Source organism: Sharpea azabuensis DSM 18934 (assembly GCF_000702165.1).
GTDB classification, from domain to species: Bacteria; Bacillota_I; Bacilli_A; order Erysipelotrichales; family Coprobacillaceae; genus Sharpea; species Sharpea azabuensis.
In genome coordinates, this window is the sequence record NZ_JNKU01000023.1 from 1 (window position 1) to 16,438 (window position 16,438).

General features: G+C 44.5%; 18 protein-coding genes. 17 read left to right on the forward strand and 1 reads right to left on the reverse strand.

The features are described from left to right. Positions 1-276 (reverse strand): hypothetical protein (locus T529_RS0105815; protein WP_081823075.1); only part of this gene is annotated, 276 nt, incomplete at its 3' end. A 215-nt stretch (positions 277-491) separates the two neighbouring features. Here T529_RS0105815 and T529_RS0105820 point away from each other — a divergent pair. The 17 genes from T529_RS0105820 (at position 492) to T529_RS12535 (ending at position 16,370) form a co-directional block, all read left to right on the forward strand. Continuing rightward, entirely contained in the window at positions 492-1,577 is a 1,086-nt protein-coding gene (locus T529_RS0105820; protein WP_033162679.1) for a hypothetical protein, read from the forward strand. A gap of 12 nt (positions 1,578-1,589) precedes the next feature. After that, complete coding sequence (locus T529_RS0105825) at positions 1,590-1,790, forward strand: hypothetical protein (RefSeq protein WP_033162680.1); 201 nt, start codon at positions 1,590-1,592, stop codon at positions 1,788-1,790. 610 nt (positions 1,791-2,400) lie between these two features. Further along, positions 2,401-3,288 (forward strand): ParA family protein, encoded by an 888-nt coding sequence (locus T529_RS0105830; RefSeq protein ID WP_033162681.1) that lies wholly within the window; start codon positions 2,401-2,403, stop codon positions 3,286-3,288. After that, positions 3,288-4,133, forward strand: coding sequence for a ParB/RepB/Spo0J family partition protein (locus T529_RS0105835; RefSeq protein ID WP_033162682.1), 846 nt, complete (start codon positions 3,288-3,290; stop codon positions 4,131-4,133). The genes T529_RS0105830 and T529_RS0105835 overlap by 1 nt, the downstream gene beginning before the upstream one ends. A 186-nt stretch (positions 4,134-4,319) precedes the next feature. Beyond that, positions 4,320-4,586: a hypothetical protein gene (locus T529_RS0105845; protein WP_074731717.1), complete on the forward strand. Its 267-nt coding sequence runs from the start codon at positions 4,320-4,322 to the stop codon at positions 4,584-4,586. After that, positions 4,579-5,268, forward strand: coding sequence for a hypothetical protein (locus T529_RS0105850; protein WP_033162685.1), 690 nt, complete (start codon positions 4,579-4,581; stop codon positions 5,266-5,268). The genes T529_RS0105845 and T529_RS0105850 overlap by 8 nt, the downstream gene beginning before the upstream one ends. Then, positions 5,265-6,569 (forward strand): toprim domain-containing protein, encoded by a 1,305-nt coding sequence (locus T529_RS0105855; RefSeq protein ID WP_033162686.1) that lies wholly within the window; start codon positions 5,265-5,267, stop codon positions 6,567-6,569. Before T529_RS0105850 ends, T529_RS0105855 begins: the two co-directional genes overlap by 4 nt. A gap of 35 nt (positions 6,570-6,604) precedes the next feature. Beyond that, positions 6,605-7,012 carry a single-stranded DNA-binding protein gene (locus T529_RS12530; RefSeq protein ID WP_051646874.1) on the forward strand — a complete coding sequence of 136 codons (408 nt, stop codon included), beginning with the start codon at positions 6,605-6,607 and terminating at the stop codon, positions 7,010-7,012. Positions 7,013-7,181: 169 nt separating this feature from the next. Then, entirely contained in the window at positions 7,182-7,565 is a 384-nt protein-coding gene (locus T529_RS0105865) for a hypothetical protein (protein ID WP_033162687.1), read from the forward strand. A gap of 36 nt (positions 7,566-7,601) precedes the next feature. After that, positions 7,602-7,898: a hypothetical protein gene (locus T529_RS0105870; RefSeq protein ID WP_033162688.1), complete on the forward strand. Its 297-nt coding sequence runs from the start codon at positions 7,602-7,604 to the stop codon at positions 7,896-7,898. Further along, complete coding sequence (gene vapD / locus T529_RS0105875) at positions 7,895-8,242, forward strand: VapD family protein (protein WP_033162689.1); 348 nt, start codon at positions 7,895-7,897, stop codon at positions 8,240-8,242. The genes T529_RS0105870 and vapD overlap by 4 nt, the downstream gene beginning before the upstream one ends. A gap of 426 nt (positions 8,243-8,668) precedes the next feature. Beyond that, a complete protein-coding gene (locus tag T529_RS0105880; protein ID WP_033162690.1) occupies positions 8,669-9,640 on the forward strand; it encodes an ABC-three component system protein in 972 nt (323 codons plus the stop codon). Then, positions 9,627-9,854: an ABC-three component system middle component 6 gene (locus T529_RS0105885; RefSeq protein ID WP_033162691.1), complete on the forward strand. Its 228-nt coding sequence runs from the start codon at positions 9,627-9,629 to the stop codon at positions 9,852-9,854. The genes T529_RS0105880 and T529_RS0105885 overlap by 14 nt, the downstream gene beginning before the upstream one ends. After that, on the forward strand, positions 9,845-11,566 hold the full coding sequence (locus T529_RS0105890) for a DUF2326 domain-containing protein (protein ID WP_033162692.1): 1,722 nt from the start codon (positions 9,845-9,847) through the stop codon (positions 11,564-11,566). Before T529_RS0105885 ends, T529_RS0105890 begins: the two co-directional genes overlap by 10 nt. 149 nt (positions 11,567-11,715) lie before the next feature. After that, positions 11,716-12,084 (forward strand): hypothetical protein, encoded by a 369-nt coding sequence (locus T529_RS0105895; protein WP_033162693.1) that lies wholly within the window; start codon positions 11,716-11,718, stop codon positions 12,082-12,084. 272 nt (positions 12,085-12,356) lie between these two features. After that, a complete protein-coding gene (locus T529_RS0105900) occupies positions 12,357-13,154 on the forward strand; it encodes a hypothetical protein (RefSeq protein WP_156032172.1) in 798 nt (265 codons plus the stop codon). 162 nt (positions 13,155-13,316) lie between these two features. Then, positions 13,317-16,370, forward strand: coding sequence for a VaFE repeat-containing surface-anchored protein (locus tag T529_RS12535; RefSeq protein ID WP_051646875.1), 3,054 nt, complete (start codon positions 13,317-13,319; stop codon positions 16,368-16,370). The last annotated feature ends 68 nt before the right edge of the window (positions 16,371-16,438 follow it).

The following is a 16,438-nucleotide window of genomic DNA, read 5'->3' on the forward strand; positions in this document are numbered from 1 at the left end:
TTTTGTTGCCAGTTCGTCCGGTGACAGTCCGTTCTGTACATAATCCTGAACGACCATATCTTTGAATTCTTTTGAGTAAGATGAATTTCTTTCTTTAGGCTTGAGAGCTTCTTGCCCGTTAGCTTTATAGAGATTCGACCATTCACGTATTCTGTTGTCACCATTTTTCCCCATATCTAATTCAAAGGCAATATCAACTGCTGATTTCTTTCCTGACTGATAATCCAGTACAGCCTGAAGTTTCTGTTCAAATGTATATTTTGCTTTTCTTCCCATAATAAAACCCCCTAAAAGCAGGGCAGTACATTTTGTGTATTTGTACTGTCTACCTTTAGGGGATCATATCAGTTCCACCTCTTTTAGAAAAAGAAAAAAGTCTTGTTTCCAAGACTCATAATCAACTGGCACCTAATGATACTCCAAAACTAAAAAAAGAAAAGCAATATGCACAAGAAGGCGAAGGGCTCCCGTAGAAGGGAGCCCTTTTTTCGATGGAAGAGAAGACAATTACGGAGTGGCTGGACAGCACGGCAAGCGAAGGAACATATGTTGAATACAGCACTATTGGAAGGGAAGAGCTGATGGCGTTCCTGGAGGAGAGAAAGGTTCACAGCGTATTCAGCAACTATGAGGAGCTGATCGAGAAGCAGGTGGCCTACAAGGATGATCATCTTGCCAACTACAGGAAGAAGAGAGCAACAGGAAAGACGTACAAGAACATCTACGCACACAGGCTGACAGTCATGCTGCCAACGGTGCTGCCCCGCGGGATTGCATATGCGGATCTCATCCGCAGTTTCCTGTACAGATTCGATATCAAGATCAGGGAAAGGAACCTGCTGTGGGTCTTCAGCCTCAGTCACTCGCTGACAAAGTGCACGGCAGACATCATCCTCTTCAGCAGGCCGTTCAGGGAGAGCGCTGATGAGTATGAGAGATACGAGCATGACTACTGGTGGAATCCTGAGACGGAGACAAGGGGACATGCCTACAGCGAAGGCAACATCCGCCTTCGCAAGAGGGGGGAAATCAAGCTAGACAAGGACGGCAACCCCATCAAGAAGAAGCATAGGGATGTCTCGTCTACCGAATGCCGCATCTTCAAGTATGCCGGCGTATCCGGCTTCAAGAAGCTCTTCTCCTATGCCCGCGAAGTCCTCAGGGAGACGCTGAAGAACATGATTGCTGACCAGTATGCAGGCAACTGCCATTACTTCAAGCTCGTACGCTTCAAGAAGGGTCAGAAGAAGTCAACGCTCTACAAGAAGATACTGAGGAATGACATTATCAGGGACATGAACAGACGCCTAGCTGCGCTGTTCGATCGCTTTTCCAAAGGCGGGCTTGATGAGGACGAATACCTGTCAGTCGAGCTCAGGAGAACGATCCAGAAGATACGTTCGAGACTTTACGATAAACAGGCAAGCATTGACGGCGTGACGCTCTGCCTGGGGTACAACATCCAGTGGAACACCTACAAGGCCAACATGGAGTCACTTAGGCAGTGCCTTGACGGCTATCTCAATGAGCTGGACGCCAGATGCAATGCCGTGGTGAGGGAATGGTATGAGCTGTAAGGAGGAAGCCGGATGATTGAGAATGTTGTGCATAGAATTAATGAGCACGTGCTCGTGATAGAGCAGGTTGACGACATGTGGGGTACGCTTGGATTTGATGTCTTCGTGGATGAGATATACCGGGGCTCAGCCCAGTACTTAGACGAAGCACTGCGCCTGAGCAGGAGATGTTCTGGCGAGCGTCTCGCCAAGACAGATGGCAATCAGAAATAGCTCCATGAATTCAATGAAAAATTAAATATATAAGTAACCGAAGGTTACTTGTCTATTTAATAGAGAAAGCTCTCGCTGGCCGGCAGGGCAGCCTCAGTACGGTTCCCGCTGATGCTGTCCTGCGGGCCAGCTGAGCCCGGATCACTGACAAAAGAATAGTCATGCTGACGACATTGCATGCTCAGTGTTGCTTGTCCTGGCTGCGCCATGACGGGACTCCTAGAGGCTGATTACAGTACCTGCTTTATGCAGGATGGGTCCTTTAGCGACAAGACACTAGCCAGGGCTAGATCCACATGACAGTGGATGACATGATGCTGGGCATGGGACAATGATACTTGCACCACGACTTATCCTTATCCTGAGTGACCTTTCCGGGACATCGCTGAGGAAGACGACAGTTGGTGCGAAGTTCCTTACGGAATCATGATGGATGCAGGCAGATTCGCCACAGGTATTGGCGGACCTGTCCCATCATATGGAGCGGCCATGTCAGGCTGCCCGTCAGCAGGAGATACCTCTTCATGAAGCATCATGTAGCCTGTCTAGCTGCAATGAATATCAATAGGCTAGGTGGTGCTTCTCAGATAAAGGAAAGGAATGAGAAACTATGAGAGTAATAAGCGTAATGAGCGAAAAAGGCGGAGTATCCAAGACTACCACGAGCGTCAATCTGGCAAAAGGGCTGAGCGACAAGGGCATGAGGGTCCTCCTGATAGATCTGGATCCTCAGGGAAATGCAACAAGATACTTCATGGACAACTACAGAAGAGTCTCAAGAAAGGAATTCATTGGGGACTTCCATCCCCAGGAAAAGGACCTCTTCAGCGTCAGCAGGGAGCTCAAGGACTTCATCTATTCACACTCGGAGGTGCAGAAGGACATCAACACCGTGCTGTCGGAAGCGGCACTGGACAGCCCTGGAATCGTCAGGGAATGCATCATGCACACGGATGTAGGCGGGACGCTGGATGTCATCCCGTCGCTGAGACATGAGCTGATCAATACTTCAGCAGCCCTGACCGTCACCAACAGGGTGCCATTCAGCCGCCTGAAGCACGCGCTGAGGGAAGTGAGAAGGGAATATGACGTAGCAATCATAGACAATGCACCTACCTACAACATCATAACAATCAATGCCCTGCTTGTAAGCCAGGATGTCATAATTCCTCTGCCCGTTGGCATTTCGGAGCTAGAGGGGTTTGTGACAACCGTTGAAAACATAGAGCAGTTTGAAAGGGATCAGGACCTGTTTGACATAAGGGTTCATGTGCTTATGACGATGATCCACAGAGGAAAACGTCCGGAACAGGATCTCTATATCAGCAAGCTGAAGGAGATCTTCCCTGAATGCCTCTACGAGACGACAATAGGCTACCAGGATTCAATAGCTTCCAGAACGGCTCAGGTGGGAAGCTTCATCCTTGACACGGACTCGAGGATCGGCGGCGATTTCCGCTCGCTGATTGAAGAAATTGGCGAAGGAGGTGAGGGATAATGGATGCAGGACTATCAGCGCTGATGCCAAAGAAGGAAAGAAAGCAGAACGGCAAGGCACGTTACATGATGATAGACCTAGATGATATCATGACCAACAGGCTCAACGAGATGCCTATCGTCCAGATCGAGGAACTTTCGGATGCCATCGACAGGGATGGCCTCTACAGTCCTCTTGAAGTCTATCCCAATGGCGACGGGACCTATACGCTTATAGGCGGTGAGAGACGCTATACGGCGCTCAGGGCGCTCTATGATCACGGAAGGCTTGATAATCCGGAAGTGCAGTGCTCGGTAAGGCCGAAGCCGGCAGATGAGTACGAGGAGCTTCTTCAGATGTGCGATTCCAATATCGTCAGGGAAGATGAGAAGAGCGCAAAGCTTGGACATGTAAGGATGCTGATGAGAGCCATTGAGCTGGCAAGCGCCTCGCAGAAACAGGAGTGGAAGAACGAAACGACCGCATACTTTGCAAATCTTGATCCAAGAAAGATAGGGACAAGGGAAATGATTGCATTCAGGATGCAGTGCTCACCTTCGACGGTCCAGAAGTACATCAATGCGATTCATGGTGACGGTAAAGAAAAACCGGAGCAGAAAGTCGCTGAAGAAAATGGAATGGAGGAGAAGGATGCAGAAAGGGATCGCCTGAAGGAGTTCATGTCCAGAAAGAAGGATCTCTTCGAAAGAAGCGCAGGGAAGATGAGCAAGGTCCTGGGCGTGAAGTGCTCCTACAGAAATGGCAAGTTCATAATCAGCCCCTCTCAGGAGAGCTGTCAGGCATTCGCTGCTGACTACAATGCTCTTGTCCGTCAATTTGAGGCCATGGGTTCTGCTGATGAATAGGAATGGCAAGGAAAAAAACAAATGCATGATGATGGCAATAATAATCTCCGCAAAACGGGTGATTTACAATTCCCCAATTCCGGGTAAGAATAAACCGCCCGAACTGGTCATTTATATATTGCCCTCATTAATACCTGCCTGCCCGTCAGCAGTGACGGGCAGGACTTACACGAAAGGAAAAGGAAAATGGCAGAAAAGAAAACAAAAAGAAAAGCACACTACAAGACAAACAGATACCAGAAGGCAATGACAATCCGCGCAGATCCGACAATGGTTGATCAGTTCAAGGAATTTGCCGATGATGCCGATATATCTCAGGGAGAGCTGTTTGAGCAGGTCTTCAGGGATTTCCTGGATCACATGCTTGTCGAGGAGGGCTACATTGACCGCATAAGGAAGCAGGCCTTTGCGAGAAGAGAAGAGGAAATGAGCGAGGAAGAAGGAAATGAGTGACATCTATGCAGAGCTGGACGGACATAGGTTCACAACGCCTGAGGGGCTTCAGGACTACTATGCCGGACATAGAATGACGAGATATGGCCAGTGGGAATTCACCATCAGCTTCTATGGAAATGAATACAGCCTGAACATTCCGGAAAACCATTATGAAAGGAACTTCTTCGCCCTTGCTGCCAGCTACCTTGAGGAGAGAGGTGATGCCAGCCAGCTGCTTGATCCGGTTGACATGAAGGACCTGGATACGCTTGACAGGTGGGATCAGATGATTCTTGCAATGACCTGCTTCAGCATGAAGGGCATCTGTGACGAGCTTGGCCAGGATCCGTATTCAGCCTACCGGCAGGGATACGTGATAACGCCTGAGGAGCAGCTGGAAATGGCAGAGCGCTGTGCAGACTACGACCTGGAGAACGGGCTTGAGAACAAGCCCAGGGATGAGGTTGTTGGCGAGTACCAGGCAATGCCTGTCAGCGAGCTGGAGCAGGAGCATGAACAGAAGTATGGATATGACTGGGCATACTCGAGAATAACGGCTGCAGCCGCCGAAGCTCTATATCTCCCCCGTGAGCTCCGGGAAAGAAGCTCATACTTCCTGACAAGAAGCACCCAGACAGTCATGAAAGAAAGACAGAAACCGAAGGGAATGACGCTCAGGAAAGGAGGATATGGACAATGAGCGATGCAACACAGAAGCAGAAGAACTATGCAAGGGTTCTTGGCATTGATCATCCTGAGAGCTATTCGAAGGATGAGCTGCGGGAGCTGATCACGCTTTACAAGAACAACCAGATCAATAATGACAACAGAATAGAAATGAAAGCCAGGGCAGACAGCTGCAGTATTGAAATGCTGGCAGAAAGGCTGGGATACCATCTCATCAGCAAGAGAAGCTATCTCGAGATGGAGGAGCACGACAGCTGCCAGATAAGGCCCTATACCAATCGCTTCAAGCGCTGGTCAACGGGAGCATCAGGAAAGGCTGTAAGCTTTCTCATGGAGTTTGGTGAGGAGGCAACCGGAAACCGCCGGTTCAGGTCAGTGGACTATTCCATCTGCTACCTCTGCAGGCTTCTTGACAGGGAGCCGGAGCTGGCAACTGATGCCCATGCTCCTGTCCAGCTAACCGAGAGCAGGACGTCACCTGAGCTGAAGCTTCCGGAAAGAGCGGACACAGACAGGAAGGCTGTAGAATATCTTGAAGGAAGAGGCATATATGATGACGTGATCGGAAGATGGCTGGATAACGGATGGCTCTACCAGGGAGTCATGAAGGGAAGGAGCGAGAAGACAGGAAGGGAATACAGCATAGATCAGCTGGTATTCGTTTCATATGACGATGCAAGGACGGTAAAGCGCAAAATAGAGGACATGAAGCCTGTGTTTGCAAGCGTAAGAAGCATTGGAAGCCGGAAGTTCGTCCGTGATGTCGCTGGAAGTGACTATTCAAAGGGACAGATGTTCATCAATCCACTTGCAGGAACGCTGCATTTCACGAACGCCCAGGCATCCCTCGTCGTATGCGAGGCGCCTATTGACATCATGTCCGTCCAGTCCATCTTCGGCGATCTTGAATACTACAAGAGGGCGCACTACCTGTCCCTCAATGGAGTCGCAAAGCAGGAGGCGCTCTATAGCCAGCTGAGAAGACACAAGGAAATCGGCGATGTCACTGTGATGATGGATAACGATGAGGCTGGCATCAGTGCAGCCAGGGAAATCATACGGAACATACACAGGGATTTTCCCGGCCTTCACGTCAGTGCAAAGCTGCCTCCTAGCGAGGGCATGGACTGGAATGATGAGCTGCGGAACGGCTATAACAGAAAATGGAAACAGGACCTGGAAGAGTTCCTGAGCAGCAGAAACATATCCATGAAGGAATGGATTGATTCAACGGATCTGGAATCACGCAGGCGGATTGTCCATAGGCTCATGTATCCCTTGCAGGAGAGCAGAGGGACTGCAATCAAGAGGTAATATGCCTGAAAATGTAGAAGGGAAAGGATATCATAATGAACATAATCAACTTACTAGGAAGAATCGCAACAGAGGTAGAGCTTAAGACGCTTGACAATGACAGGCCTTATACGAGCTTCATCCTTGCGGTAGACTATTACAAGGTCAACACGAAATTCACAAACTTCATTGACTGCATGGCCTTCGGCAAGAATGCAGAATTCATCACGACATATCTTCATCAGGGCGATGAATTTGCATTCACGGGGCACCTCATTGGAGAGTTCAAGGAAATCGAAGGAGAGGATGGCAAGCTCAAGGGCAAGCTGGACATGCATGTTGTCGTGGACAGAAGCTATTTCACTCATGGACGGAAGAAGAAGCCTGGGCAGGCAGAGGATTCCCAGCCAAAGGAAGATGCAGTTCCTGAGCCTGATGACGCTGCCGCTGAAATGGAGTTCTAGCAACAAGACAGACGCCTGGCTGGTGTCCAGCAGCAGATGATATTCAGGGCATCAGCCAGAACAAAAGACATGATATCATCATGAAATATCACAATTTCCGCTGGCATTATGGTATGATGTAAATACAAAAAGCAACACCCGTCAGCACTGACGGGAGAAGGAGACCATCATGAAGACATTTATTGCATTCATTATCAGGACGCTGTGGGTTGCAGCACATCTTATCGTGACACTTGCAGGCAGGCTGCTGCTCGTCTGCTTCATCATCGCCGGAGGAATCTCCCTGCTGGACATTCTCATTGGCATGACCCCCATGATCGGGGACCTTCTGACCAAGGGAGGAGGCTTCGAGCTCATCATGATATGGGTTGCGGCTGAGGCAGTCCTCTGGCTCCTGCTGGAAGGATACAAACGCTTCTTTGGCGATGTAGATGAGCTGGCAGGGTATATCAGCTTCATGCAGACAGTGAATGTCCTTCAGTCTCCCTGGTCCATCCTTAGGAAGCAGATGGCACAGGATATGACATACTACGATAATGAAAGATTTCGCTAAGAATATGCTTATTATGAAGAAAGGAGACCATATCATATGAAAATGACAATCAGATTTGACGGAGACAAGCTGCTTGAATATGGACTGACGGAGGAGGAAGCCATGGAACCTATCAGGGAGTTCTTTGAAAGAAAGGGAATACCTGAAGTATCAGATGGCGTCTTCTTCTACAATGGTGACGGGAAGATCGGCGCTTTCAGCTGCACAGCTTCCTTTCCAGATAAGTTCCCTTATTTTCTTGACTGCGTAGAGACATGGGACTGGGACCTGGATGACCACATAGAACACTGCAAGGCAGATTTCATTGAAGTGCAAAGAGCGTATTTCTCATGAGCCGGAAGTACCTGAACTTTGACCTTGACACTAAGGCCCTGCAGGAGTGGTATCCTGACGGAGACTGGCACAATGCCTACATGGATATCAGAAGATATTTGGAAGAACATGGATTCGAACACAGACAGGGTTCAGGCTATATATCCAGGAAAAACCTCAATTTACTGCAGGCGACCGTCATCGTTCAGCGAATGGCCAGGGAGTATCTGTGGCTGCAGCCTTGCTTAAAGGAACTGGATGTTACGAATGTAGGAAAGACTGTATCTCTTAACGAGGCAGTCAGCGATGCTCATGATGAAAGAATACAGGAGATCATGACCAGTCAAAAAAGAAGACTGAAGTAAAATGAATATTCATAAAAAAGTCCTTTATCAGGACTTTTTTATTGCGGATGTTGCAGATAGTTATAAAAGGTGGAAATGACTGTGAAATTATGAAAGGATGCCATTAAATAATAGATTCTACCATAACTTTAAAATGATTTTATATTTTCACGAACTGTTTTATCTGTTGCCATCTGCATTCATTATGTTATCATTATTTTGTAACTATTGGGGGACTGCTATATGGAAAAAACATCGAATATAAATTTTAAACTTTATACATGCTTAAAGACTGAGCTAGAGAAAACTTGTTCTGATATGGGAATTATGATAACAGCTGTCTTTATGAGATTTTCAAGGACTTTCTTTAGAAAAAGAAGAATTCCATTCCGGGATCTGCATGATTGCCAGCTGATTAAAAGTATGAGTTGTTTGAGGTAAGCACAAATGAATAGAAAAATGTACTTTGACTTTATTGAAAGCCGGCTGTCTATTCTTGTCTACGAGATAAAACGTAGAGGCAGGCTGAACCTGTTGGATATGAACATCCATTCTGAGTATTTTTTTAGGGACTTTCTCAATCTTCTGTATGGCTATGATTTCAAAAATATGAATACTATCTCACAAAATTATGAGGGAATTGATCTTTTTGATGAAACCAATCATATTCTTGCCCAGGTATCGTCTACTTGTACTAGAACAAAGATCTCATCTTCCCTGAAAAGTAATATCTATTCCAGATATCCCAATTACAGATTTGTTTTTATTTCTGTCTCTTTAGACGCTCGTTCATTAAAAGCTGCTAAGTATGACTCTCCTGAAGGAATAGTCTTCAATCCTGATACCGATATCATTGATCTTAACACAATAATGCGAAAGATCCTTAACTTATCAACTACTGAACTGAAAAATCTATATGAGTTCATTAAAAATGAGCTTGGTAATGATGTGAGCTATCAAAAGATTGAGTCCAACCTTGCAACTGTTCTAAACATCCTATCAAGTGAAGTAATGAAAATTGAAGTAGCATCGCCTGAAATCAACTCTTTTGCAATTCAGGATAAGATTGACTTTAACGAATTGACAGGCGTTCAGGAAATCATCGATGATTATAAGATCTACTATCATAGGATAGATGAAATCTACAATGAATTTGACAGGGAAGGAAAAATCAAAAGATATTCAGTCCTACAGTCTATTAAAACCCAGTACATAAAGGCAAGAAACGAAAAAAACGATGCAACTGATATTTTTCTTCTTACGATAGAAAAAGTAATGAATATTATTTCCGCAAGCAGCAACTTTGTTACCATTCCGATAGATGAGCTTCAGGTTTGTGCTGGCATTCTGGTAGTTGATGCATTCATAAGATGCAAGATATTTTACAATCCGGAGGGCTATAATCATGCTGATGCCTGATAATATTCATCCAGAAATGAGCATATATTATAATGGCTATATTATTCTTTCAAAACTGAATGCCAAAGGTAATTTAGGCATGGTAGAGCTTTATCATGAACTGAAGGAAGAAAATGCAATGTCTTTTTCAATTTATATGCTCAGTCTTGACTGGCTTTTTCTCATTCAGGCAGCAAGCATTGACGAAAACGGGGTGATTTCCAAATGTTTATAGATAGCCTAGTGATTTCAGATAAGACTGCAACTATACGTGAGCTTAATTTTAGGCAGGGGCTGAATCTCATCATTGATGATACTCCTTCATCAGACGACAGGACAATGACAGGCAACAATGTCGGAAAGACAACAATACTCAAACTTATCAACTTCTGTCTTGGCGGGGAAGGTAAAGATATCTACACAGATGAAGAGAACAAGGGGAAAAGATATGAAGAGATAAAAGCCTTTCTTGAAGAAAATGAAGTGCTCATTACTCTTACCTTGGTCAGCTCCTCAAAGGATGCTAACAGCAGAAAAAAAGTGGTGATTGAAAGAAACTTTTTGAATGGAAAAAAGAACATACGGAGAATAGATGGAAAGCAAATCCGTAAGAAGGAATTTGAAAAGATGCTTTGCAGCATACTGTTTCCAAATAATGATAATGACAAGCCTACATTCAGGCAGATCATTTCGCACAATATCAGATATCGTGATGATAGCCTGAACAAGACATTAAAGACGCTGAACCCGTATACATCAGATGTTGAATATGAGTCTCTCTATCTTTACCTGCTAGGATGCGGTGTTGACAGTGGAGCTAGAAAACAGATTCTGACAAATGAAATCAAGCAGGAGCATAGCTACATGGACAGGCTTCAGAAGAAGGAAAAGCGAAATTCATACGAAGTTGCCCTCAACCTCATCAATGATGAAATTCAGGACCTAAACAGGAAAAAGAACTCGCTGAACATCAATGAAGACTTTGAAAGGGACCTTGATGATCTCAATGAAATCAGATACAAAATCAACAGGAAATCCTCAAGCATCACAAGACTTGAACTGAGAAGGGACATGATTAACGAAGCAAAGAATGAGATGGAGAAGGATATTTCTGTCATTGACATGGATCAGTTACAGCTGCTTTATAGCGAGGCAAAGGCTTTCGTTCCATCCCTTCAGAAATCCTTTGAAGACCTTGTGAACTATCATAATAGAATGATAGTGGAAAAGATTAGTTTTATTGCAAGAGACTTGCCTGCAATCGAAGAGGACATCAGCAAAGAAAAGACAATCCTTAGGGGGCTGCTTGATGGTGAAGTGAAGCTGTCTGCGAAGATCAAGAAAAGCGATTCATTTGAAGACCTTGAAAAGATAATATCTCAGCTGAATGAAAAATACAGGATGAAGGGCGAATATGAGGGAATTCTTGAAAAGATTGATGAAGCTGAGGCAAGCCTAAAGAGTCTTGAAGAGGAGCTGAGAGGAATTGATGAATATCTGTATTCGGATGACTTCCAAAAAAGACTTAAGCAACAAATCAATAAATTCAACAAACATTTTGCGTCTGTATCGAATGAGCTCTATGGAGAAAGATATGCACTGACCTACAATATTGAAAAAAACAAAAGAACAGGTAAACCTGTCTATGTGTTCAGTACATTCAACTCAAACATGAGTTCGGGAAAGAAGCAAGGAGAGATACTTTGCTTTGATCTTGCGTATACTTTGTTTGCCGATGATGAGTCACTTCCATGCTTGCACTTTCTTCTTAATGACAAAAAAGAGCTGATGCATGGAAATCAACTTACAAAAATATCTGAATTTATTGAATACAAGAATGTCCAGCTGATCATTTCTATATTAAAGGATAAGCTTCCAAGAGAAGTGATTAACAGAGCAAACATTGTTGTTGAGCTGTCGCAAAATGATAAGCTTTTTAGAATTTGATAGGCATATCGAGGTGGAAATGACTTCCACCATAAAATTAGAAAATACAAAGAAATTTAGGAAAACATTGTGAAGGGTTTCCTAGTATTATGGTATCGTGAAGAAGGGTAAATGGGAAAGGCTATGACTAAAACAGAAGGTGAGGAACAATGAAAAGTATATATGAAACAAGGCCGGCTGAGGATGGAAGATATTATACCATGCTTGATCACTTGCAAATGCCTGAAGAAAATCCATTTCGTATTGTCGACTTTAGAGATAGTAAGTGGATTACGGAAGATGAGTATGAAAAAGTCATGTTCTGGGAGGAAATCACTGATCATAATGAAGAGTATGATAAAAAGTGGATAGAAAATCATATAGACACAATCCGTTCTTCCTTCAATGATCATTCATTGGGGGCTCACGAATTGAAACTAACGGTAGGCATTCTTGAATGCCTAAATGAATATGAATGGTTCTATCTCAATGGCTATGTGAGATTAGTTGACAGATATTTTGTCGTACGAGTAGTATGATCTTTTAGAAGTAATTTGCTCATCTAGATGATTTTTTATCATATAATCTCTAATTTTATCATATTCAATAGCCTTAAGATCGTTTCCTTTTGAAAGCTCATTAAGGATATCCTCAAACGTGAGGTTTAAATTTTTAAGGGTTGTATTAACTGAATGGATTTGTTTTCTAGCCATGAAAATTAGAAAATACAAAGAAAATAAGGAAACATCCGGGAATGATTTCATGCTATTATGATATCGTACTAAGAAAAAGGAAAGGATGGAAGAACATCATGAAAAAACAGTTTAAAGTACTTGCAAGGCTGGTCACTACAGCAGTGATGGCGGCTGCTCTATCTGGTTGCAGCAGTCAGGGAGCCGGTAAGAAGACTCCGGAAAAGAAAATCAGCCTCTCTGAGAAGGCAAAGACACTTACTGAAGGGGAAAGCTTCACGCTAAAGGTAAAGAACGGCGACAGCAAGACTAGCGCTAGATCAAAGGACGAGGATATTGCAAGCGTGGAGAAGATTGCCAAGACAAAGGCTGACTACAAGGTGACAGGCGTCAAGGCTGGCACTACGGAGATTGTCTTCAAGAAGGCCAGCAAGGATATTACCTGCAAGGTGACAGTGAATGCTAAACCTGTGCCTGTTGATAAGACAACTGTTCAATCATCACAAAATAAAGTGTCACAAAGTCAACCATCAAATACAAACAATGGAACTCCTACAGGTTCTTCGACACAGGCGAGTGGTTCTTCTAGTCACAATGCTGCTATATCCAAAAGTCAGTCAAAAAACAGTGTTCAGTCTTCCAATACTCCAAGAAAGACGAATACCCCATCAAACGCATCAAGAAATAGAAGCAATGCATCTTCTAACAGAAGAACACCTTCTACTCAATCATCGCAGAATAACAATGCAAGACAGTCTCAACCAAAATCTGGAAGAAGCTCAGGTTCATCTGGCAATTCAGTTACAACTAAAAAAACTGGTGAAAGAAAACCTTATGGAGATGATGGAAATTATTTTGAAGATTACGAAGGCTTCTCAGGCCATGATGACTGGACTGCAATTGATGACAATGATTAACTGAAGATGCAATTGATTAATGCAATGAAAATTCATTAGTTTTACAGGGAACAGTCGATGACTGTTCCTTTTTATTACATCAAAGGGGGGTGGTTTATGGGATAGAAGGGAAATATAAAACAAACAATAATGATTAGGCATCAACAAGGAGGAAATAATCAAATGGATACAAGACCATTATTGAAAAAGGTAGGCACAGTGATGCTTGCCACACTATTCAGCTTCGGAAGTGTTATTGGATCTTCAGGCAAGTTATCTGAAGTTCATGCAGCTTCAGCTACAGTATCTTATGGTGGAAAGGCAACGTGGAGCGGATCTACTGTAGGGAAGTTCAAAGTTAATGGAAGGGATGCGCTCTGTATGGAGCACGAGAAGGGTACACCTGGCACAGGTACAGCTACAAATTCGAGTGTTTATGACAATCCAACAGTGAGAAAGATTCTCTACTATGGCTTTGCTGGAGCTGATGCCTCTTTCTGGGGAGGAGAAGGAAATCGAACAGACAAGGCGAGAGTTATTACATCGCTTGCACTTGATCAGGTATATGGCTCAAAGAAGACAAGAAAGAAGGCGGCTTCCTTCCTTTCATGGATTAGTGGAAAAAATGATCCAATAGCGAAGCATTTAAAATTCTCAAACACAAATCCAAAGATTACGTATGATTCAGAATCAGGTCTTCAAAAATCTGAGACATTTATGGTGAATGGTGTAGGTAACCCATCTTCTGCTTCATTTGACACTGGTAATGCAAATGTAACTATTCACAATATTACAACAGGTCAAAGCGGAACAACTATTAGTCTCAAGGCTGGAGATCAACTTTATCTTTCTGCTCCTAAAACATTTTCAGGATCAATTAATAAACAAAATATAAATCTGGGAAGTTTTAAGTTCCAGGCTATTGTTTGGAAGACTCCGGCTTCTAGCTTACAGGATTTAGCTTCTTGGGATTATACGGTTGATCCTACCAATTTTACATCTTTACGTGCTGATTTCGTTGGCACTGCAAGCGTACAGATCAGCAAGGTTGATGCAACTGGATCAAAGGAAATTCCAGGCGCAGTTCTTCAGCTGACTGATGCAAACGAAAAGCTCATCGACAAATGGACTTCAGACGGAAGCACACATGTCGTAAGTAATCTTCCTTCCAATGCATCTTATACGCTTACAGAACTCTCAGCACCTGAAGGATACAAGGTTGCCGCTCCTGTCACGTTCACTCTTACTCAGGACATGCAGAAGGTTGACATGAAGGATGAGAGAGAGCCAATCGAAATCAAGACAAAGGCTACAGACAACCAGAGCCAGAGCCACAGGGGAACATTCGGTGAAAAGGTAACGATCACAGATACCGTAAGCTACACTAACCTCATCAGAGGAAAGAGCTACAGGGTTACAGGCGTTCTTCATGTAAAGAATGCTGACGGATCAGACGCTGGAGCACTCAAGGATGCCTCAGGAAAGGAAATCACTGCTGAAAAGACATTTACAGCTGACGTAAGAAACGGAAGCGTTGACCTTGTTTATACGCTTGACTCAAGACTGCTCAAGGGCAAGAGCACTGTCGTGTTTGAAGACATGTACGAAGAAGGAATTCATGTAGCCTCACATGCTGACATCAGCGATGAGGAGCAGGAAGTATTCTACCCAGAGCTTACTACTACTGCTACTTCTCAGGGCACTGACTCGCTTGAATATCAGGAAGGCGAGAAGAAAGACGGTGCTGACGAAGACAGGATGATCGAGATCAGGGATGCGGTTGCCTACAGAAACCTCGTTGCCGGAAAGGAATATACGGTAAAGGGCACTCTCATGGACAAGGCAACAAATGCAGCCATGACTGACAAGGAAGGCAACGCAATCAAGGCAGAGAAGACATTCACTGCTGCTGGCAGAAACGGCACGGTTGATGTCATCTTCAGCGTTCCTGCATCAATCCTCAAGGGAAAGACTACTGTCGTATTTGAGGAAGCATATGAGGGCAATGCTCTTGTTGCATCTCATGCAGACATCAATGACAAGGGACAGACTCTTGAGTTCCCTGGAGCGCAGACTGAAGCGAGCCATGATGACTCAATCGACTACGATGAAGAGGGTACAACTGAAATCACTGATACAGTCAGCTATTCAAATCTCAAGACTGGAAAAACATACAAGGTAAAGGGCACTCTCATGGACAAGGAGACAGGGAAGGAATTCCTTGACGAGGACGGAAATCCTGTCACAGCTGAGGCTGAGTTCGTTCCAGATGAAAAGGACGGAACAGTGAATGTCGTATTCACTGTTGCTAGCAAGCTTCTCAAGGGAAAGACTACTGTCGTATTCGAGAATGTCTACAAGGATGACGTTCTCGTTGTATCTCATGCTGACATCGAGGACGAAGGCCAGACGATTGAGTGGCCAGGAATCGGAACTGAGGCAACTTCTGACGGCAAGAAGGAAGCTGACCTGAGCCACAGCACAGTGCTTACTGACAAGGTTGAATACAAGAATCTCATTCCTGGCAAGGAATACACCCTCAAGGGCACTCTCATGGACAAGGCAACAGGCAAGGAGCTTGCTGACAAGGACGGAAAACCTATTACTGCGGAGACGGTATTCACTCCTGATGAGTCATCAGGCACGGCTGAAGTGAAGTTTACATTTGACGGCATCCACCTTGGGGAAGGCGTCGATACAGTAGTGTTCGAGAGCCTCTACAGGGACGGCGTGCTTGTAGTGACTCATGCTGACATCAATGACGAAGGCCAGACAGTCAAGTTCAGACCTCTTCTTACTGACATCAAGGTCAACAAGGTCGATGCAATCACAAAGAAGGCAATCGTATCCAAGCAGTTTGAGTTCACTCTCTACGCTGACGAGGCATGCACTCAGGCAATCAAGACGGCTGATGCTGACATCCTTGCGGGCGCAGCAGTGTTCAAGGGACTCAAGTTCGGAACATACTATATAAAGGAAACAAAAGCGCCAACAGGCTACAGCCTATCAAAAGAAGTCGTTAAGGTTGTTGTTGACGAGAAACTGAAGAATGTTGGTGAAACATATGAGATTACCTATGCTGATACACCATTGCCAGCTGCCGGAGCAATTATCCCTGCAGCGGCTGCCGTCGTTACTGGTGATGATACTCAGATCATGGCATATGTGCTTATGGCTGGTATCGCAGCATTAGCGCTTGTTATCTACGGCATCTCAAGAAAGAAGAAGGAAAACTAAGAAGATTTGAATGGGTCCTTGAAAAAGGACCCATTTAAAATGATGTTTTGATGCCCGTCAGTAGTGAC